Below are 19,293 nucleotides of genomic sequence, written 5' to 3'. Positions count from 1 at the left end.
ACGACGGGGACCCTAACCACGGCATATGCATGGTGCGGTATATGTAGGCAATGCCGTTGTATTCATTCGAGGGTCGATCGCCGCGGGTCGATCCCACCGCCTTCGTGGCCCCGACCGCGACGCTGATCGGCGACGTCACGGTCCAGGCGGGAGCCTCCGTCTGGTACAACGCAGTCCTGCGCGGCGACTACGCCCCCGTCGTGATCCGGGAAGGCGCCAACGTGCAGGACGGGTCGGTGTTGCACGCGCCGCCGGGAATTCCGGTCGACATCGGCCCGGGAGCTACGGTGGCCCACCTGTGCGTTATCCACGGCGCCCACATCGGATCCGAGGCGTTGATCGCCAACCACGCCACGGTGCTCGACGGCGCGGTGATCGGCGCGCGTTGCCTGGTGGCGGCGGGATCTTTGGTCACCGGCGGCACGCAGATCCCGGCCGGGATGCTGGTGACCGGCGCGCCGGCCAAGGTGAAGGGCCCGATCGAGGGAACCGGTGCCGAAATGTGGGTCAACGTCAATCCGCAGGCTTACCGCGACCTGGCGCAACGGCACCTCGCCGGCGTGGAACCGGTGGAGTGAGCGCGGCGCATCGAGTGTGAAGTGTGCGACGCCGAAACGGCGTGTCGGGTCGTGAGATTCACACTCGACGGGTGGACGCGCCGGTCATCCGTCCTGCCAGCCGGAGTGGATGTAAGTGTCGGCGAAGCGCTTCATCGAGTCCCGCTTCTTGTCCAGCGGCGCATCGAAACCCAGACCGTCGAAAATCCAGGGGATGGTGATGTAGTCGGTCACGCCGATCTGGACGAGCTCGCGATGACCGTCCACCCCGAACTTGTCCATGCAGACGGCTTGGTACTCGAAAGGATCATCCGCCCGGCCATTTTCGGCGAGCAGCGCCTTGAGTTTGCCGATGGTCTCGTCCAGCTGTGCATGCGTCATCATCGCGCTGGTCCAGCCGTCGCTGACCCGAGCGGCGCGCTTGAGGGCGACCTCGGTGTGCCCGCCGACGTAGAACGGCACCGGCTCGGTGGGTGCCGGGCTCATCTGCAGGCGGTCGAAATCGTAGAACTCGCCGTGGAATTCGACCATGCCGCCGGCCAGCACCATTTTGATGACTTCGATCATCTCGTCGACGCGCTTGCCGCGACGCTGGAACGGCACCCCGCACCACTCGAATTCCTCGGGCGCCCAGCCGATTCCGACCCCGAAGCCGAACCGGTTGTTGGTCAGGTTGGCCACCGTGCCGACCTGGCGCGCCAGCAGCAGCGGGTTGCGCGACCCGAGTTTCATCACGTTGGTGTAGAAACGCAGCTTGGAGGTGACCGCGCCCAGCGTCGCGGCCAGGATCAGCGGATCGGCCCACGGCGTGTTCTCGTCGAACATCCGCTTACCGTCGGCGGTGTAGGGATAGTCGACGGACTGCTTCTCGAAATAGAAGATCGAGTCCGGCAGCGCGATCGAATCGAAACCGACTTCCTCCGCGGTCTTGGCGAGTTCGGTCAGCTGGTCCAGCGGACCCATCGCGATGCTCAGGGTGTACTTCATCCGCGTGGTCACGGTTTGTCGCGCCCGACGACCCACATCGAGTAGTACTGCGAGCCGCCACCGTAGGCGTGCCCCAACGCTTTTCGCACATTGGGCACCTGGTGGTCACCGCCCTTGTCCATCACCTGGATCGCGGCCTCGGCGAAGCGGATCAGACCCGAGGCGCCGATCGGATTGGACGACAGCACACCGCCCGACGGGTTCACCGGCAACCGGCCGCCGATCGCGGTCTCGCCCGCCTCGGTGAGCTTCCAACCCTCGCCTTCGGGTGCGAAACCCAAGCTCTCCAACCACATCGGCTCGAACCACGAGAACGGCACGTAGATCTCGGCGGCGTCGATCTCGTCGATCGGGCTGGTGATGCCGGCGGCTTTCCACAGTGCGGCCGCCGCGTCCCGACTGGCCTGCGGGCTGACCTGGTCACGTCCGGAGAACTGCAGCGGCTCGGTGCGCAGCGCGGTGGCGTGAATCCAGGCTACCGGATGTCCTTCCGCCAGACGGGCATCGGCGCTGTCCTCGTCGCCGATCACCACCGCGCAGGCGCCGTCGGACGACGGGCAGGTCTCGTCGAACCGGATCGGGTCCCACAGCATCGGCGACTCCATCACCTTCTCGACGGTGATGTCGGGCTGATGCAGGTGCGCCAGCGGGTTCTTGGCACCGTTCAGCCGGTCCTTCACCGCGACGATGGCGCCGATGTTGGTCGGTGCACCGGAGCGGCGGATGTAGGAGCGGACGTGCGGGGCGAAATACCCGCCTGCGCCGGCACCGACCGGCTTGATGAACGGGATCGGAATCGACAACGCCCACATGGCATTCGACTCAGACTGCTTCTCCCACGCCATCGCCAGCACCCGGCGGTACTTGCCGGACTGCACGAGGCTGGCGGCCACGACTCCGGTGGAGCCACCGACCGAGCCCGCGGTGTGCACGCGGATCAGCGGCTTGCCGGTGGCTCCGACGGCGTCGGCCATGAACAGTTCGGGCATCATGACGCCCTCGAAGAAGTCCGGTGCCTTGCCGACGACGACGGCGTCGATGTCGTCGAACGTGGATCCGGAATCTTGCAGCGCACGGTCGATGGCTTCGCGCACCATGCCGTTCATCGAAACGTCTTTGCGCTTCGCGACGTACTTGGTCTGTCCGGTGCCCAGCACCGCGGCGAGGTTCGCCCCTGCGCCTGCCATCAGTTCTTTCCTTCCATGACCGCGACCAGGTTCTGTTGCAGCGCAGGCCCGCTGGTCGCGTGTGCCAGCACGCGGCCCGCCGAACCGTTCCAGATGTGTTGTGCGGCAAAGCCGATGCGCTCCAGGCCGGCGACGAACATCGGGTTGGCGGCCAGCGCACCGCCGGACGGGTTCACCTTGGTCGACCCGTTCAGTCCGATGGCCTCGGCCAGGATCAGGTGCTGGTGGGTGAACGGCGCGTAGATCTCGGCGACGTCGAATCCGGTGTCGCCACCGGTGGCCGCTGCCGCCGAGGCCGCCGTGGACGCCGAGACGGTGAGATCGCGCGCACCCAGCACCGGAGTCTCGATGCGGTGTTCGATTCCCGTTATCCAGGCGGGCTTTTCGCGAAGTTCACGGGCCCGGTCGTCGGCGGCGAGCACGATCGCGGCCGCGCCGTCGGTGATCGGTGCGATGTCGTGGCGGCGCAGCGGGTCGTTGAAGAACGGCCGGGACAGCAGCTCGTCGATGTCCTTGGCCGGTTTCTCGGAATCGGTGCGTTCGGACTGTGCGAACGAGTCGAGGGCGACCTGCGCCATCTGCTCGGGCGTCCACTTGCCGGAGTCCAGACCGATGCGGGCCTGCAACCCGGCCAGCGACACCGAGTCCGGCCACAGCGGCGCGACGGTGTACGGGTCGGTCTGCCGGGTCAGGATCTGGCGCAGGATGCCCGCCGAGGACTTGCCGAACCCGTAAACCAGTGCGGTGTCGACCTCGCCGGTGAGGATCTTGATGTAGGCCTCGTAAAGTGCCCAGGCGGCGTCCATTTCGACGTGCGACTCGTTGATCGGCGGCACCGCCCCGATCGAGTCGATCGCCGAGATGAAGGAAAACGCCCGTCCGGCAAGGTAATCCGACGAGCCGGAGCACCAGAAGCCGATATCGGCCTTGGTGATGCCCAGGTCTTCGTAGAGCTGGGCGAAGCACGGCATCAACATTTCGACGCCGTTGGTGGTGCCGTCGGTACGGCGCACGTGCGGCGCGTGCGCGAAGCCGACCACCGCGACATTGCGAGTGCTCATTTGTGAGTGGGCCCTTTACAGGTGGTGTTTGTAGGTGTCGTAGTCGGCGTCCGGTTCGCCGGTCGGCCGGAAGAATTCGATGTTGTCGATGCCGAATCCCCACTCCTCGCGGGGTTTCCACACCGCCTCCACCCGCATGCCCATCCGCACCTCGTGCGCGTCGACGTCGGCGACCAGGTGCAGGAACGGGATGTCGGCGCCGTCGAGCAGCACGTAAGCCGCCACGTACGGCGGTTTGATGCGCTGGCCTTGGAACGGGATGTTGATGATCGCGAACGTCGTGACCGTGCCCTTGTCCGGCAGCTCGACGAAATCGGTGGTGGGCCGGCCGGTGGCGGGGTCGGCGCCGTGCGGCGGGAAGTAGACCTTGCCTTTTTCACCGGTCTTGGCGCCCAGTAACTTTCCCTCGGCGATGGCGCGCAGGTAGGCGCTTTCCTCGTGCGAGGCGGTGTGCTGAATGGTCAACGAGATGGGCGTGACGACCATGCTGACCGGGTCCTGGTCGGACTCCGTGCCTTCGGGTTCGGTCTCCTCGCCCAGTGCGAAGTAGGCGATGTCGGTGATGGCGCCCACCGTTTCGTCGGCCCAGTGCACGTGCACCCGGGCGCCGGTCTCGATCTTGTCCGAGGATCCGGCGTCGACGGCGTGAATGAGTGGGGTGTCGGCGCCGTCCAGCTTGATCAGCGCCCACGCGAACGGACGGTCCAGCGGTTCCCCACCGAGTGGCTCGGGTTGCCAGGTCCACGACACGACGGTCCCGACGCTGGACACGGGTACCATCTCGCCCAGCGGTTCGTAGGTGACCGGGTCGTATTCCGGAGGCGGCACATGCACCCGGCCATCGGAACCGCGTACCCCCAGAACGCGGCGGTCACGTAGCCCGGTGAAGAACTTGCCGAGGGTGGGACCCACCGAACGGGTGTAGTCGAAGGACAACGTCAACGGTGCGGAGAGGGGCGGCTCAGGGTGATCGATCAGGGTCGGGCCGCTCGAACTGGCTGTCACGCCATCGAGTAGAACAGGTTCTAAGTTTGGTTTCAATACTGGCCCCAAGGAGGCGACCATCGTGAAGCTCGGGCTGCAGTTGGGTTATTGGGGCGCTCAGCCGCCGGAGAACCACGCGGAGCTGGTCGCCGCCGCCGAAGAGGTCGGATTCGACGCCGTCTTCACCGCCGAAGCATGGGGTTCGGACGCTTATACCCCGTTGGCCTGGTGGGGGTCCTCGACGCAGCGGGTCCGTCTGGGCACTTCGGTGGTGCAGTTGTCGGCGCGCACCCCGACCGCGTGCGCGATGGCGGCGTTGACGCTGGACCACCTGTCCGGCGGTCGGCACATCCTGGGGCTGGGCGTATCCGGGCCGCAGGTGGTCGAGGGCTGGTACGGGGCCCGGTTCCCCAAGCCGCTGGCCCGCACGCGTGAATACATCGACATCGTGCGCCAGGCGTGGGCCCGGCAGGCGCCGGTGACGAGCGACGGACCGCATTATCCGTTGCCGCTGAGCGGTTCTGGGACCACCGGACTTGGCAAGGCACTCAAGCCGATCACCCACCCGCTGCGCGCCGACATCCCGATCATGCTCGGCGCCGAGGGTCCCAAGAACGTCGCGCTGGCCGCCGAGATCTGCGACGGCTGGCTGCCCATCTTCTACTCGCCGCGCATGGCCGACATGTACAACGAGTGGCTCGACGAGGGGTTCGCCCGGCCGGGCGCCCGACGCAGCCGGGAGGACTTCGAGATCTGCGCGACGGCCCAGATCGTCGTCACCGAGGACCGCGCGGCCGCGTTCGAGGGGATCAAACCGTTCCTGGCGCTCTATATGGGCGGCATGGGCGCCGAGGACACCAACTTCCACGCCGACGTCTACCGCCGGATGGGTTACGGCGAGGTGGTCGACGAGGTCACCAAACTGTTCCGGTCCGACCGCAAGGACGAGGCCGGCAAGGCCATTCCGGACGAACTCGTCGACGACGCGATGATCGTCGGCGATCTGGACTACGTGCGTAAGCAGATCGAGGCGTGGGAGGCATCCGGCGTCACCATGATGGTGGTGAGCGCTCGCAGCGTTGAGCAGGTACGAGACCTCGCCGCGCTGACCTGACGCGCAGGCTTGCGAGACCGCTAGAACGCGTTCTAGATTGGCCCGATGGGGATGGGCTCAGACGGCGTGTGCGTCGTCGAACGACATCTCCACGTTGCTCACCGACTGCGTCATCAGCGCCCGCTTGGGCAGGCCCAGCGACGCCAGTTCCCTGGCGTAGGGGTGATCGCCGAGCCGGATCCGAGCGCCGCCGAGGCGGGTGCGCACCCCGGAGGTGCTCATCTGCGACGAGGTCTCCCGGGTGACGCCGTCGAGGTGGGAGTAGGTCGTCAAGTTCTGTGCCTTCATCGCGGGGTGCGGCAGGCCCCGGCTGAACTCGATACCGGCGATCAGTTGGCCGTCGGCGCTGACGTCGAAGTCGAACTTGCGGCCCTCGCGAACGGTGAAGTCCGCCATGATCTTTGGGTAACCCCAGATGGTGCGCCCCGCTTCGAGGGTGAACTCCTGGTCCACCGGCAGGTGGTGAATGAAGGTGGCCGCGTCGGCCATCGCTCTCAGGCCCCTGGCCGTGGTGCCGGGTTTGTTCACCATGAAAGCGGTGCCGTACTCGTGGTACTTGCCCAGGTCACCGTCGATGTAGCGGACCAGCAGCTGCAGCAGGATGGCCCGGCCGGGCAGGTATTCGAAGATCTGCAGGCCGCTGTAGTCGATGAGACGTTGCGCGGCGGCGGCGTCGACCGAGAACATCGCCGAGTGCTGGTCGGCTTTGCGGATGATCACCGGCATGGTGAGGACGGTGCCGGCGATGGTGTGTTGCGAGACAGGCATGGGGCTTACTGTAATGGGCTCGAAACAGAAAACTGGAGGCTGTAGATGACTGCGATCATCCCGGAGACAATCCGCGACATCGATCTGGCGGACGGCAACTTCTATGCCGACGGCGTCGCGGCGCGCGAAGCGTACCGGTGGATGCGCGCCAACCAGCCGGTGTTCCGGGACCGCAACGGATTGGCCGGTGCGACAACGTATCAGGCCATCCTGGACGCCGAGCGCAACCCGGAGTTGTTCTCCAGCACCGGCGGCATCCGGCCGGATCAGCCCGGCATGCCGTACATGATCGACATGGACGACCCCGCACACCTGGTGCGTCGCAAGCTCGTCAACGCCGGCTTCACGCGCAAGCGGGTCAAGGACAAGGAAGCCTCGATCGGCGAATTGTGCGACACGTTGATCGACGCGGTGTGCGAGCGCGGCGAGTGCGACTTCGTCCGCGACATCGCGGCGCCGTTGCCGATGGCGGTGATCGGCGACATGCTCGGCGTGCTGCCTGAGGACCGCAGCATGTTGCTGAAGTGGTCCGACGATCTGGTCTGCGGACTGAGTTCGCACATCGACCCCACCTCAGTGGAATTTCAGACGGTGATGGAGGCGTTCGCCGCCTATACCGCGTTCACCATGGACCTGATCGGGAAGCGTCGCGCGGAGCCGACCGACGACCTCTATTCGATCCTGATCAACGCCGAGGTCGAGGGTCAGCGGATGGCCGACGAAGAGATCGTCATGGAGACGCTGCTGATCCTGATCGGCGGTGACGAAACCACCCGCCACACGCTGAGCGGCGGCACCGAGCAACTGGTGCGCCATCGCGATCAGTGGTCGGATCTGGTGGCCGACCCGGAATTGCTTCCCGGTGCGATCGAGGAGATGCTGCGCTGGACTTCACCGGTGAAGAACATGTGCCGCACGCTGACCGCGGACACCGAATTCCACGGCACCTCGTTGACCGAGGGCGAGAAGATCATGCTGCTCTTCGAGTCGGCGAACTTCGACGAGTCGGTGTTCGATCAGCCGGAACACTTCGACATCCGCCGAAACCCCAACAGCCACTTGGCATTCGGCTTCGGTACCCATTTCTGCATGGGGAATCAGCTGGCGCGGCTCGAGTTGTCTTTGATGACGTCGCGGGTGTTGCAGCGTTTGCCGGATCTGCGGCTGGCCGACGAGTCGGCGTTGCCGCTGCGGCCGGCGAACTTCGTGTCCGGACTGGAATCGATGCCGGTGGTGTTCACGCCGACCGCGCGGGTGTTTTAGCGCCCGTCCGCGGCAGAGTTTTTGAGTTTCTTCGGTGAATGCTGTGGCCGAACCCTATCGTTACCGCTGCAGGCAACCTAGGGGGAGGTGCACGTGGAAGGGACGCCGTTCGGCCGCTACCGGTTGATCGAGTTGCTGGGGCGCGGCGGCATGGGCGAGGTCTGGCGGGCGTTCGACACAGCCACCGAGCGCGTGGTCGCGCTCAAGGTGCTGCCCGCGCAGTTCGCCGACGATGAGACCTACCAGCAGCGGTTCCGCCGCGAAGCCCGCTCGGCGGCCGGACTCGACGAACCTCACGTGGTTCCGATCTACGACTTCGGTGAGATCGAGGGACGGCTGTTCGTCACGATGCGCCTCATCCAGGGCCGCGACCTGCAAACCGCATTGACCGAAGGCCCGCTGGAGCCCGCGCGGATGTTGCACATCATCGGGCAGGTGGCTTCGGCATTGCACGCCGCGCACCGGGTCAATCTGGTGCACCGCGACGTCAAACCGTCCAACATCCTGGTGGCCGAGGACGACTTCGCCTATCTGATCGACTTCGGTATCGCGCGCGCGACCGGGCAGACGTCGCTGACCAACACCGGAAGCGTCGTCGGCAGCTGGGCCTATCTGGCGCCCGAACGATTGACCAGCGACCGCAACGACAACCGCGCCGACATCTATGCGCTGACCTGCGTGATGCACGAGTGCCTGACCGGCAGCCAACCTTTCCCCGGTGACAGCCTCGAGCAACAACTGGGTGGGCATCTGACCCTGCCGCCGCCGCGCCCGTCCACGCTGCGTCCCGGCATTCCACCGCAACTCGACGACGTCGTCGCCAAGGGGATGGCCAAGAACCCCGACGAGCGCTACGCCACCACCAAGGAACTGATCGCGGCGGCACGCGCTGCCATCAACACCCCTAACACCGGGCCGCACCCTGCGCCGCATCCACAGCCGTCCCGACCCGGCCCGGGACCCGTCGCTCCCGCACCGTGGCAACAATCGCCGGCCACCCCGCCGCCCTGGCCGCAACCGGCGGCCTTCGTCGCACCGGCACCCGCGTTCTCCGCGCCGCGCCCCGGCCCCGAGCGGCCGGGACAAGAGTCGCGATGGAAGCGGCATGCCGTTGCCATCACCGCGGTTTGTGCGGTCGCCGCCGTGGCGATCGCGTTGCCGATCATCTTCATGACCACCGGGTCGTCGCAGGCGTCCGGGCCGTCGCTGTTGTCGGTGCAGGAAGTCAACGCGGTGATGGGTGAAACGAATTACCGACTCATCGACGCGACGACGAAACTGACCGAGCCCGGTTTCACCGTCACGCCCCAACAGTGCGCAGCCATCCAGTCAATCGACCTCAAATCGGCCTTCGCTGCCGTCGGCGTCAACTCGATCCAATCGGAGACGCTGCACGCCACCGGCAATGACATCCGCGGCAGCGTCGACCAGTATGTCGCGACAGCGCCGTCGACTACCGCGGCGAATCGCTTTATGCAACAACGCTTGCAAGCCTGGCGGGGCTGCAACAAACAGCAATACTCGGCCGGCGGGGTCAAGATGACCGCGACGATCGTCGCGGATGGCCGCGACAAGATCTCCGCCCAGTACCGTTTCGCCGCCGACGACAGCTTCCTCTGCCAACAGGACATCACAACCGCCGGCACCGCGATCGCTAGCGTCATCGTCTGTGACGACCGGTCGGGCGTCGCGACCAAGACAGACACCATCGCTGCCAAGATCATGGACGCCTCGTGAACCGAAAAGTGCTGGCGTGCATAATCATCGCGTTGACCGCCGTCGCAGTGATCGTCACGACCGCCGTCCTGCGTGCCGCCGGTGGCGGCGAGACCAGAAAGCTGACCGATCAGCCGGTGGCCGCGGGCCTGACGTCGTCGACGCTCACCGAGGCCGAGGTGCGATCGGCGGTCAGCGACAACAACTTCGTGACATCGAGTCGCTTCACCAGGCTTTCGAAGGATCCGGTCAAGGTCGATCCCACCACCTGCATCGGCGTCTCGATGATTCTGCCGCCCACCTCGTTGTCCGGCGTCGACTGGCAGGCGCTCAGGGGGGCCGTGGGATCGTCACCACAAGGGGAACATTCGCACTATGTCGCGCAGGGGATCGCTGCGCTCGATACGCCCGACGCGGCGCGCAGCTACCTGAAAACCGCGGCCCAGGCCTGGCAACAGTGCAACGGCAAGTCTTACTCCGCCGATGCCAGCGGCAGCGTCGGGCACTGGGTGATGAAGTCGTTCGAGCAGACGGGCACCACGCTGACGGCCGGCATCAACCAGGAGAACGCGCGATACCTCTGCCAGCATGTACTGACCATCCACACCAAGTACGTCATCGACGTGGTGGCGTGCGGTTACGACATCGTCGATCAGGCGCAGGTGGTGGCCAACCGCATCACCGGCAAGTTGGTCGACAATCTCGAAAATCCTTGAGTCGTGGGTGGCGGCATTCCGCGCCGCGCCCAGGCCGACCCCAGCCGTCCCAGGATGCCGCCGTCGGTGTCGCGGCTGGTGACCCGGATGGTGATCCAGTCCAGATCGGTGTTCATCGTTTCGTAGCGGGCGATGTCTTGGCCGAACCGGTCGGGCGTGCGATGGTGTGCCCCCTCGTACTCCAGTGCGAGTTTCAGTTGCTCCCAACCCATGTCGACGATCCCGACCAGCTCCCCGTATAAGCCGTACACCGGTATCTGGGTCTGCGGTGGCGGGTAGCCGGCACTGATGACCAGTAACCGCAGCCGGGTCTCTTGCGGGGACTCCGCGCCCGGATCGACGAGGGCGAGAGCCTGTCGCGCCCGCCTGATGTTGCGGTGGCCGCTATGGCGCTCCGTCAGCGCCTCGATGTCGGGGGTGTCGAGTCTGGTTGCGCGGGCGAGCGCGTCGATCGCGGCGACCGCTTTGTCCAGTGGATACCGGCAGGCGAGATCGAAGGCGGTGCGGGCCGGCGTGGTTGTCGGTATGCCCCGGATGAGCTGGGTTTCGTCCGCCGTGATGCGGTCTGACCAGGTGATGACGCCCCGCGGGGGACGGCGGCAGTCGTAAAGCAGCTGTGCAGGCTGCTCGTCATCGACCCACTTTGCGCGGTGCAGCGCTGCGGCGGATTGGCCGGCAACGACACCGCGCCGCTTCGACCACAGCCAGGCGGCATGCGCGCGTTGTGTCGCGGTCAGTTCGGTGTGGACCGGGAGGTAGATGTCCCGGTGCACCGCGGTGTAGCGGCTACGCAGCTGGTAGGGCGTGATCACGCCGGACGCTATTGCTTCGCTGCCGACAAATGGCTCGACCATGAGCGCAGTGTGCCGTCCGGGACTGACATGTTCGCCGAGCGTGTCGCTGTTGCGAAATTTCGGCCTGGATTTGGCAGTGGTTACGCGCTCGGCGAAGGGGCGGACGGGTTCGCCGAACGGGAGTGGTTACACGTTCGGCGGAAGGGGCGGACAGGTTCGCCGAGCGGCAGTGGTTACACGCTCGGCGAAGGGGGCGGACAGGTTCGCCGTCCGGGACTGACAGGTTCGCCGAGCGTGTCGCTGCTGCGAAATTTCGGCCTGGATTTGGCAGTGGTTACACGTTCGGCGAGGGGGGCGGACAGGTTCGCCGAGTGGGACTGACAGGTTCGCCGAGCGTGTCGCTGTTGCGAAATTTCGGCCCGAATTTGGCAGTGGTTACACGCTCGGCGAAGGGGGGCTTACTTGTTCTGGAACTGCGGCTTACGCTTCTCGGCGAACGCCCGCGGACCCTCTTTCGCGTCGTCGGAGAGGAACACCTTGATCCCGACCTGCGTGTCGGTCTTGAAGGCCTCGTTCTCGTGCATGCCCTCGGTCTCGCGGATGGTCTTCAGGATCGCCTGGACGGCCAACGGACCGTTGTTCTCGATGATCTCCGCGAGTTCCAACGCCTTCGCCAGCGCCTGACCGTCCGGGACGACGTGACCGATCAGCCCCATCTCCTTGGCCTCGGCCGCGGTGATGTGCCGGCCGGTCAACAGCAGGTCACACGCCACCGTGTAGGGAATCTGGCGCACCAGGCGCACCGCCGAGCCGCCCATCGGGTACAGACTCCACTTGGCCTCGGAGATGCCGAACTTGGCGCTCTCGCCGGCGATGCGGATGTCGGTGCCCTGCAGGATCTCGGTACCGCCGGCGATCGCCGGTCCCTCGACGGCCGCGATCAGGGGTTTGGTCAACCGGCGACCCTTGAGGAGCGCGTCGATGCGCGACGGGTCGTAGCTGCCGTCCTTGAAAGAATCGCCCGGTGGCTTCGCGGTTGCCGCTTTGAGGTCCATCCCGGCGCAGAAGTAGCCACCGGCACCGGTGAGGATGCAACAACGGATGTCGGGATCGTTGTCGACGCGGTCCCACGCCTGCACCATGATCTCCATCATTTCGGTGCTCAGGGCGTTGCGACGGTGCGGGCGGTTCATCGTGACGATCAACGTGTGACCGCGCTGCTCGACCAGGGCGTCCGGTTCGGATTCGTTTGCTGGAGTCTCGGTCACCGTGACCGCCTTTCGCGCGACGTTGGGCATCAGCTTGTCAAGAAATGTAACACGTTCTAATTTAGGGTCCGTGGCCTTGAATATTGCTGACCTCGCCGAGCACGCCATCGACGCTGTGCCCGACCGTGTAGCCCTCATCTGCGGTGACGAGCAGTTGACCTACGCCGAACTGGAAGAGAAGGCCAACCGCCTGGGGCACTACCTGATCGACCAAGGAGTGCAGAAGGGCGACAAGGTCGGTCTGTACTGCCGCAACCGCATCGAGATCGTGATCGCGATGCTCGGCATCATCAAAGCCGGCGCGATCCTGGTCAACGTCAACTTCCGCTACGTCGAGGGCGAGCTGCGCTACCTGTTCGAGAACTCCGACATGGTCGCGCTGGTGCACGAGCGGCAATACTCCGACCGGGTCGCCAACGTGCTGCCGGAGACGCCGAACGTCAAGACCGTGTTGGTGGTCGAGGATGGTAGCGACAACGACTACCAGCGCTACGGGGGCGTCGAGTTCTACGCCGCCATCGCCGACGGCTCGCCCGAGCGTGACTTCGGCGAGCGCAGCGCCGACGACATCTACCTGCTGTACACGGGTGGCACGACGGGCTTCCCGAAGGGCGTGATGTGGCGCCACGAAGACATCTACCGGGTGTTGTTCGGCGGAACCGACTTCGCCACAGGCGAATTCGTCAAGGACGAGTACGACCTGGCCAAGGCCGCCGCCGCGAACCCGCCGATGATCCGGTACCCGATCCCGCCGATGATCCACGGCGCCACCCAATCCGCCACTTGGATGTCACTGTTCTCGGGCCAAACCACCGTGCTGGCACCGGAATTCAACGCCGACCAGGTGTGGCGCACCATCCACGACCACAAGGTCAACCTGCTGTTCTTCACCGGCGACGCGATGGCCCGTCCGTTGCTCGATGCGCTGCTGGCGCATCAGGACGCGGGTAATGAGTACGACCTCTCGTCGCTGTTCCTGCTGGCCAGCACGGCGGCCCTGTTCTCGCCGAGCATCAAGGAGAAACTGCTGGAGTTGCTGCCGAATCGGGTGATCACCGACTCGATCGGCTCCTCGGAGACCGGCTTCGGTGGCACCAGCATCGTGGCCAAGGACGCGCCGCACAGCGGTGGCCCGCGGGTCACCATCGACCACCGCACCGTCGTCCTCGACGAAGAAGGCAACGAGGTCAAGCCCGGCTCCGGCGTACGCGGCTTCATCGCCAAGAAGGGCAACATCCCCGTCGGCTACTACAAGGACGAGAAGAAGACCGCCGAGACGTTCAAGACGATCAACGGTGTGCGCTACGCGATTCCGGGCGACTGGGCGCTGGTCGAAGAGGACGGGTCCGTGACGATGCTGGGCCGCGGTTCGGTGTCGATCAACAGCGGCGGGGAGAAGATCTACCCCGAAGAGGTCGAGGCGGCACTGAAGGGTCATCCCGACGTCTTCGACGCCCTGGTGGTCGGTGTGCCCGACCCGCGCTACGGTCAGCACGTCGCGGCCGTGGTGCAGGCGCGTCAGGGGGCGCGGCCGACGCTGGCGGAACTGGACAGCTTCGTGCGCTCGGAGATCGCGGGATACAAAGTGCCGCGCAGTCTTTGGTTCGTCGACGAGGTGAAGCGTTCACCGGCCGGCAAGCCGGACTACCGCTGGGCCAAGGAGCAGACCGAGGCTCGCCAGGCCGACGATGTGCATGCCGCTCACGTAACCGCTTGAGCGACTTCGTCAAGCAGCGACGGGGCGCCCCGGCAGGATTCTTCGCCTGCGAGGCCGCCGGGCTGCGGTGGCTGGGCGGAGTCGAGGGCGGCGTCCCCTGCGCGCGGGTGGTCGCTGTCGACGCGACCAGTCTGACGTTGGGCCGACTCGACCCGGTAGCTCCCGACGCCGAAGCGGCGCGTGTCTTCGGTACCCGACTGGCGGTCACGCACGACGCGGGCGCGGTGGCCTTCGGCGCGGGACCCGACGGGTGGGACGGGCCCGGATTCTTCGGACCGTTGTCGCAGCCGCTGCCCATGTCGTTGCGGCACCACCGTCGCTGGGGCTCGTTCTACGCCGACGAGCGGCTGGCCCCGATGACTGACCGCGCGGCGGCCCGACTCGATGCCGCGACCCGCACCGCTCTCGACGCGGTCATGACACGCTGCCGGGCCGGCGACTACGACGACGACGACGCGCCGGCGCGCCTGCACGGGGATCTGTGGAGCGGCAACGTGATGTGGACACGGGACGGGGTGGTGCTGATCGACCCCGCCGCTCACGGGGGTCACCGGGAGACCGACCTGGCCATGCTGGCGCTGTTCGGCTGTCCGCACTACGAATCCGTCCTGGACGGCTACCAGCGGGCGCATCGGCTGAAACCCGGCTGGCGCGACCGGGTCGGACTGCACCAACTGTTCCCGCTGCTGGCACACGTGGTGCTGTTCGGCGGCGGGTACGCGCGGCAGACATACGCTGCCGCCCGCGCCGCACTCGACGTCTAGAGTCGAAACCGCGATGACGATCGATGTGTGGATGCAGCACCCGACCTTACGGTTCCTGCGCAGCGACATGCTCGCCTCGCTGCGGCGCTGGACCGGTGGGTCGATCCCGGACGCCGACCTCCCGATCGAAGCGACGGTGGCTTCGATGGACGCGGCGGGCGTCGAGTTCGGCCTGCTGAGCGCGTGGCTGGGTCCGGGCGGCCAGGATCTGGTGTCCAACGATGAAGTCGCGCAATGGGTTTCATCGCATCCCGACAGGTTTGCCGGATTGGCCGCCGTCGACCTGAACCGTCCGATGGTCGCGGTTCGCGAACTGCGCCGACGGGTTGCCGACGGGTTCGTCGGCCTGCGGGTGGTGCCGTGGTTGTGGGATGCGCCGCCCACCGATCGCCGTTACTATCCGCTGTTCGCGCAATGCGTCGAGTCGGGGGTGCCGTTCTGCACCCAGGTCGGGCATACCGGCCCGCTGCGACCGTCGCAGACCGGGCGCCCGATTCCCTACATCGACCAGGTGGCGCTGGACTTCCCGGAACTGGTGATCGTGTGCGGGCACGTCGGCTATCCCTGGACCGAGGAGATGGTCGCGGTGGCCCGCAAACACGAGAACGTCTACATCGACACCTCTGCCTACACCGTCAAGCGGTTGCCCGACGAGCTCGTACGCTTCATGAAAACCGGTACCGGGCAACGCAAAGTGCTGTTCGGCACCAACTACCCGATGATCACCCACACCCACGCCCTGGCAGGTCTCGACGAACTCGGACTCGGCGACGAGGCCCGTCGGGACTTCCTGCTGCGCAATGCCGAACGGGTCTTCAAGCTGCCGGAACTGCACGGAAAGGTGGACAGATGAACGGTGCTCAGGCGCTGATCAACACATTGGTCGACGGCGGTATCGACGTGTGCTTCGCCAATCCCGGTACCTCCGAGATGCATTTCGTGGCGGCGTTGGACACGGTGGCCGAGATGCGGGGTGTGCTAACGCTTTTCGAAGGGGTGGCCACCGGCGCCGCCGACGGCTACGCCCGCATCGCCGGCCGCCCGGCCGCGGTGTTGCTGCACCTGGGCCCGGGTCTTGGGAACGGGCTGGCCAACCTGCACAACGCGCGGCGCGCCAAGGTGCCGATGGTGGTGGTCGTCGGCGACCACGCCACCTATCACAAGAAGTACGACGCCCCACTGGAATCCGACATCGACGCGGTTGCCGGCACCGTCTCGGGATGGGTGCGCCGCAGTTCGACCGCCGGTGAGGTCGCAGCCGACACCGCCGAGGCAATCGCGGCCAGCGTGTCCGGGGCACACGTCGCGACGCTGATCCTGCCCGCCGACGCCTCCTGGTCGGAGGGGGCCGAACCCGCGCGAGCGGTCGCGACGTCGTGGTCGGGTGCCAGGATCGACGACGGTTCGGTTGCCGCGGTGCTGCGTTCCGGCGAGCCGACGACGATCCTGATCGGGGGAGACGCCACTTATGGAGAAGGGTTGGCCGCGGCGGCGCGCATCGCCGAGGCCACCGGTGCACGCTTGTTGTGTGAGACGTTCCCGACGCGGCTGGAGCGCGGCGCCGGCGTGCCCGCCGTCGAACGGCTCGGCTACTTCGCCGAGGCCGCGGCCGCGCAGCTGAGCGGCGCCAAGCACCTGGTGCTGGCCGGGGCCAAGTCGCCGGTGTCGTTCTTCGCCTACCCCGATATGCCGAGCGATCTGGTGCCGGCGGGGTGTCAGGTGCACGTGTTGGCCGAAAGCCGCGGCGCGGGACTGGCTTTGGTGGCGTTGGCCGAGGAGGTGGCCCCGGGGACGACGGCGCCGGTAGCGGCGCCGTCGCGTCCGCAGCTGCCGTCGGGCTCGTTGACGGCGGCGTCGGCGGCCGACGTGATCGGTGCGCTGCTACCCGAACGGGCGATCGTCGTCGACGAATCCAACACCTCGGGTCCGCTGCTGCCGCAGGCCACCGCCGGTGCGCCGGCACATGATTGGCTGACGCTGACCGGGGGAGCGATCGGCTACGGCATCCCGGCCGCCGTGGGTGCCGCGGTGGCGGCCCCGGATCGCCCGGTGCTGTGCCTGGAGTCCGACGGGTCGGCGATGTACACGATCTCGGGGCTGTGGACGCAGGCCCGGGAGAACCTCGACGTCACCACGATCATCTACAACAACGGCGCCTACGACATCCTGCGCCTCGAGTTGCAGCGGGTCGGAGCCGGGTCCGCGCCGGGACCGAAGGCGGTGGACCTGCTCGACATATCGCGCCCGACAATGGATTTCGTGAAGATGGCCGAAGGCATGGGGATACCTGCGCGGCGGGTGAACACAGCCGAGGACTTGGCCGACGCGCTGCGCAACGCGTTCGCGGAACCGGGCCCACATCTGATCGACGCGGTGGTGCCGTCACTGCTGGGGTAGTTGTTCGTACAGCCAGTCCGCGAGCTGGTTGACGACAGTCGTTGCGGCCTCGAACGTTTCGGCCTCGGCGGCTAGGGCCACGCCCAGATGGTCTGCTGCCGCAGACAGAATGCCGAACTGGCGGGCCAGGTATCCGGATTTCCGGCCAGGTCCCCAACCACCTTTGGCGGCAATGCCTTTGGCGGCCAGACCCCATCGCTGTTCGGGAATCAGCCGGTGCATGAGTTCGACGACGCGGCCGGCTTCGGGAATCCGAATCATGTTCGCCGCGAACAGTGCCTGCCGGTCGAGCGGCCAGACCGTTTGGCCGAATGCGGTGAATCCCGTTCGGAGGCGCTGAGATTCGACGATGGTCGACGAATCTCCGGCGGCGGCCAGAACAGCTTGAACCCGCCCCGCCGCCTCGACCGGTTCGCCGAGTTGCGACCACAACTGCTCGGAGGCGGGATTGTCGGATTCGGTGATGGCCTTGACTACCAGGGGCTCCGCGCTGCGGCGGTCAGCCTGCAGCGCTGCGATGGCCAGCGGGACTTTGATCGTGGACCACGCCACGCCGGTCGACCAGCTGCCCCAGGAGAAGTGCCGGGTACCCGAGACGGCGATGCCGCATGTTGCCGGGTCGAGCGCCGGAGCACCGTGAAAACCGTTGAGGGGCAACGTCAAGCGATGCCGCCGGCGCCCGCGGTGCCGCCCGCGCCGCCGCCGCCACCCGTGCCGCCACCGGTGATGGTGCCGGCGTTCCCGGTTTGTGCTGCGCCCCCGGCGCCGCCCGTGCCAAACGGATTGCCGTTGCCGGCCTGGCCGCCCGATCCGCCCTGACCGCCGGCGCCACTGGTGCCACCGGTGCCGCCCGTGCCGCCGGTGCCGGACGACGAGCCGGTTCCGGCCGCGCCGCCGTCGCCACCCTTGCCGCCGTCGCCACCCTCGCCACCGACACCGCCCGCACCGCCGTTGCCGGCCGTGCCGCCACCCGAAGCGCCGCCCTGGCCGCCGTTGCCGCCCACGCCGCCCGCTGCGCCGATGGCGCCGGTGCCGCCGCCGCCGCCATTGCCGCCGACGCCGCCTAAGCCTGTCGAGCCCGCACCGACGGTGGTGAAGCCACCGTTGCCGCCGGTGCCGCCCTTGCCGCCGACGGCACCGTCACCGCCGGCACCACCGGCGCCGCCGGCACCGCCGGTGCCACCGCTGCCACCGTTGCTGCCGCCGGCACCTGCCGCACCGCCGAGCCCACCGTTGCCGCCGATGCCGGCATTGACCGTGCCGTGGTCACCGCTGCCCCCGTTGCCACCCTTGCCGCCGAAGGCCTGCCCGTTGGTAGCGACTGTGGCGTTTCCGCCGTTGCCGCCGGCACCGCCGTCGGCGCCGTTGCTGACCGCCTTGCTCGAGATGATGACGGGATTGGCGTCGCCACCGTTGCCGCCGTTTCCGCCGGTAGCCTTCCCGGCATCGCCGGTCACGGTGGCATTGCCGCCCGTTCCGCCCTTGCCGCCGTCACCGCCATTCCCGTCTCCGCCGTTGCCCCCGATTCCGGCTGCGGCAATTCCGGAAGTGCCGTTTTCGGTGGCGGTGCCACCCGTTCCGCCGTTGCCGCCGGGTCCGCCGAACAGGCTGCCGTCGCCGCCCTGGCCGCCCTTGCCACCGGTCGCGGTGCCGCCTGCGGCAGCGTTGACTCCGGCGCCGCCGTTGCCACCGTTACCGCCCTGCTGAACCTGACCATTCGGAGAGCCACTGCTGGGGCTGCCGGCTGTACCGGTGCCGGCATCACCGCCGGTCGCAGTGGTGCCGTCCGGACTGCCGTTGCCGCCGGTACCGGCCTGCGCCACCGTCGTGGGTATCGGCGTGTTGACACCGTTGGCGCCACTGCCGCCCTTGCCACCGGCGCCGCCGTTGCCGCCGTCGCCACCTTTGCCCAGATTGCCGAAACCGCCGGCGCCGCCGGGAGCCCCGCCGGCGCCGGGGTCGCCACCCTTGCTGCCGATGCCGCCGCCGCCCCCGTCGCC

17 protein-coding genes and 1 pseudogene are annotated in these 19,293 nt (G+C 67.1%); 9 read left to right on the top strand and 9 right to left on the bottom strand.

Translation table 11 applies throughout. The features are described 5' to 3' along the window. Positions 1 to 50: 50 nt before the first annotated feature. A complete protein-coding gene (locus AC5Y47_RS07025) occupies positions 51 to 578 on the top strand; it encodes a gamma carbonic anhydrase family protein (RefSeq protein ID WP_499943192.1) in 528 nt (175 codons plus the stop codon). Positions 579 to 662: 84 nt separating this feature from the next. Here the strand turns inward: AC5Y47_RS07025 and AC5Y47_RS07020 are convergent, their stop codons facing one another. Genes AC5Y47_RS07020 through AC5Y47_RS07005 form a run of 4 tightly spaced genes read right to left on the bottom strand, consistent with a single transcriptional unit; the run spans position 663 to position 4,797 of the window. Further along, positions 663 to 1,544 carry a TIGR03619 family F420-dependent LLM class oxidoreductase gene (locus tag AC5Y47_RS07020; RefSeq protein WP_499943191.1) on the bottom strand — a complete coding sequence of 294 codons (882 nt, stop codon included), beginning with the start codon at positions 1,542 to 1,544 and terminating at the stop codon, positions 663 to 665. Between the two features lie 8 nt (positions 1,545 to 1,552). Next, the gene (locus AC5Y47_RS07015) at positions 1,553 to 2,731 is read right to left on the bottom strand and encodes a thiolase family protein (protein WP_499943190.1); all 1,179 of its coding nucleotides are present in this window, start codon (positions 2,729 to 2,731) and stop codon (positions 1,553 to 1,555) included. Next, the gene (locus AC5Y47_RS07010) at positions 2,731 to 3,792 is read right to left on the bottom strand and encodes a thiolase family protein (RefSeq protein WP_499943189.1); all 1,062 of its coding nucleotides are present in this window, start codon (positions 3,790 to 3,792) and stop codon (positions 2,731 to 2,733) included. The genes AC5Y47_RS07015 and AC5Y47_RS07010 overlap by 1 nt, the downstream gene beginning before the upstream one ends. Positions 3,793 to 3,807: 15 nt before the next feature. After that, positions 3,808 to 4,797 (bottom strand): Zn-ribbon domain-containing OB-fold protein, encoded by a 990-nt coding sequence (locus AC5Y47_RS07005; protein ID WP_499943188.1) that lies wholly within the window; start codon positions 4,795 to 4,797, stop codon positions 3,808 to 3,810. 61 nt (positions 4,798 to 4,858) lie between these two features. On the opposite strand from AC5Y47_RS07005, the gene AC5Y47_RS07000 reads away from it, so the two are divergent. Then, positions 4,859 to 5,890, top strand: coding sequence for an LLM class F420-dependent oxidoreductase (locus tag AC5Y47_RS07000; protein WP_499943187.1), 1,032 nt, complete (start codon positions 4,859 to 4,861; stop codon positions 5,888 to 5,890). A 57-nt stretch (positions 5,891 to 5,947) separates the two neighbouring features. On the opposite strand, the gene AC5Y47_RS06995 is transcribed toward AC5Y47_RS07000, so the two are convergent. After that, positions 5,948 to 6,658 (bottom strand): acetoacetate decarboxylase family protein, encoded by a 711-nt coding sequence (locus AC5Y47_RS06995; protein WP_499943186.1) that lies wholly within the window; start codon positions 6,656 to 6,658, stop codon positions 5,948 to 5,950. A gap of 45 nt (positions 6,659 to 6,703) precedes the next feature. Here AC5Y47_RS06995 and AC5Y47_RS06990 point away from each other — a divergent pair, with 45 nt between their 5' ends. The 3 genes from AC5Y47_RS06990 to AC5Y47_RS06980 all read left to right on the top strand — a co-directional run bounded on the left by AC5Y47_RS06990 (position 6,704) and on the right by AC5Y47_RS06980 (position 10,353). Next, positions 6,704 to 7,921, top strand: coding sequence for a cytochrome P450 (locus AC5Y47_RS06990; RefSeq protein WP_499943185.1), 1,218 nt, complete (start codon positions 6,704 to 6,706; stop codon positions 7,919 to 7,921). Positions 7,922 to 8,014: 93 nt separating this feature from the next. Further along, the gene (locus AC5Y47_RS06985) at positions 8,015 to 9,658 is read left to right on the top strand and encodes a serine/threonine-protein kinase PknH/PknJ (RefSeq protein ID WP_499943184.1); all 1,644 of its coding nucleotides are present in this window, start codon (positions 8,015 to 8,017) and stop codon (positions 9,656 to 9,658) included. A 32-nt stretch (positions 9,659 to 9,690) separates the two neighbouring features. Continuing rightward, positions 9,691 to 10,353 (top strand): sensor domain-containing protein, encoded by a 663-nt coding sequence (locus tag AC5Y47_RS06980; RefSeq protein ID WP_499943183.1) that lies wholly within the window; start codon positions 9,691 to 9,693, stop codon positions 10,351 to 10,353. On the opposite strand, the gene AC5Y47_RS06975 is transcribed toward AC5Y47_RS06980, so the two are convergent. Together AC5Y47_RS06975 and AC5Y47_RS06970 are read right to left on the bottom strand one after the other, a co-directional pair. After that, positions 10,290 to 11,207 (bottom strand): type IV toxin-antitoxin system AbiEi family antitoxin, encoded by a 918-nt coding sequence (locus tag AC5Y47_RS06975; protein WP_499943182.1) that lies wholly within the window; start codon positions 11,205 to 11,207, stop codon positions 10,290 to 10,292. The two genes, AC5Y47_RS06980 and AC5Y47_RS06975, sit on opposite strands and share 64 nt — an antisense overlap. Positions 11,208 to 11,605: 398 nt before the next feature. Further along, entirely contained in the window at positions 11,606 to 12,445 is an 840-nt protein-coding gene (locus tag AC5Y47_RS06970; RefSeq protein WP_499943181.1) for a crotonase/enoyl-CoA hydratase family protein, read from the bottom strand. A 4-nt stretch (positions 12,446 to 12,449) separates the two neighbouring features. Between AC5Y47_RS06970 and AC5Y47_RS06965 the strand changes: the two genes are divergently transcribed. From AC5Y47_RS06965 to AC5Y47_RS06950, 4 genes are read left to right on the top strand one after another with little or no spacing between them, the layout of a single operon-like run. Then, positions 12,450 to 14,132, top strand: a complete 1,683-nt coding sequence (locus tag AC5Y47_RS06965) for an acyl-CoA synthetase (protein WP_499943416.1) — start codon at positions 12,450 to 12,452, stop codon at positions 14,130 to 14,132. Further along, the gene (locus AC5Y47_RS06960) at positions 14,129 to 14,896 is read left to right on the top strand and encodes a fructosamine kinase family protein (protein ID WP_499943180.1); all 768 of its coding nucleotides are present in this window, start codon (positions 14,129 to 14,131) and stop codon (positions 14,894 to 14,896) included. The genes AC5Y47_RS06965 and AC5Y47_RS06960 overlap by 4 nt, the downstream gene beginning before the upstream one ends. Positions 14,897 to 14,909: 13 nt before the next feature. Continuing rightward, positions 14,910 to 15,749, top strand: a complete 840-nt coding sequence (locus AC5Y47_RS06955; RefSeq protein ID WP_499943179.1) for an amidohydrolase family protein — start codon at positions 14,910 to 14,912, stop codon at positions 15,747 to 15,749. Next, complete coding sequence (locus AC5Y47_RS06950) at positions 15,746 to 17,293, top strand: acetolactate synthase large subunit (protein WP_499943178.1); 1,548 nt, start codon at positions 15,746 to 15,748, stop codon at positions 17,291 to 17,293. The genes AC5Y47_RS06955 and AC5Y47_RS06950 overlap by 4 nt, the downstream gene beginning before the upstream one ends. On the opposite strand, the gene AC5Y47_RS06945 is transcribed toward AC5Y47_RS06950, so the two are convergent. Next, complete coding sequence (locus AC5Y47_RS06945; protein WP_499943177.1) at positions 17,279 to 17,956, bottom strand: hypothetical protein; 678 nt, start codon at positions 17,954 to 17,956, stop codon at positions 17,279 to 17,281. The genes AC5Y47_RS06950 and AC5Y47_RS06945 overlap by 15 nt on opposite strands. Next, positions 17,953 to 19,293, bottom strand: a pseudogene (locus tag AC5Y47_RS06940) (PE family protein); the annotation flags it as partial. The pseudogene AC5Y47_RS06940 and the gene AC5Y47_RS06945, both read right to left, overlap by 4 nt.

The organism is Mycobacterium sp. NGS22 (genome assembly GCF_059813095.1).
This window is presented reverse-complemented; position numbering and strand designations above follow the sequence as displayed.

Coding starts and splice junctions, on each gene's coding strand:
- AC5Y47_RS06975 (WP_499943182.1), bottom strand. CDS start 11,207: ATGGTCGAGCCATTTGTCGGCAGCGAAGCAATAGCGTCCGGCGTGATC.
- AC5Y47_RS06955 (WP_499943179.1), top strand. CDS start 14,910: ATGACGATCGATGTGTGGATGCAGCACCCGACCTTACGGTTCCTGCGC.
- AC5Y47_RS06995 (WP_499943186.1), bottom strand. CDS start 6,658: ATGCCTGTCTCGCAACACACCATCGCCGGCACCGTCCTCACCATGCCG.
- AC5Y47_RS07025 (WP_499943192.1), top strand. CDS start 51: ATGCCGTTGTATTCATTCGAGGGTCGATCGCCGCGGGTCGATCCCACC.
- AC5Y47_RS07020 (WP_499943191.1), bottom strand. CDS start 1,544: ATGAAGTACACCCTGAGCATCGCGATGGGTCCGCTGGACCAGCTGACC.
- AC5Y47_RS07010 (WP_499943189.1), bottom strand. CDS start 3,792: ATGAGCACTCGCAATGTCGCGGTGGTCGGCTTCGCGCACGCGCCGCAC.
- AC5Y47_RS06950 (WP_499943178.1), top strand. CDS start 15,746: ATGAACGGTGCTCAGGCGCTGATCAACACATTGGTCGACGGCGGTATC.
- AC5Y47_RS06990 (WP_499943185.1), top strand. CDS start 6,704: ATGACTGCGATCATCCCGGAGACAATCCGCGACATCGATCTGGCGGAC.
- AC5Y47_RS07015 (WP_499943190.1), bottom strand. CDS start 2,731: ATGGCAGGCGCAGGGGCGAACCTCGCCGCGGTGCTGGGCACCGGACAG.
- AC5Y47_RS06970 (WP_499943181.1), bottom strand. CDS start 12,445: ATGCCCAACGTCGCGCGAAAGGCGGTCACGGTGACCGAGACTCCAGCA.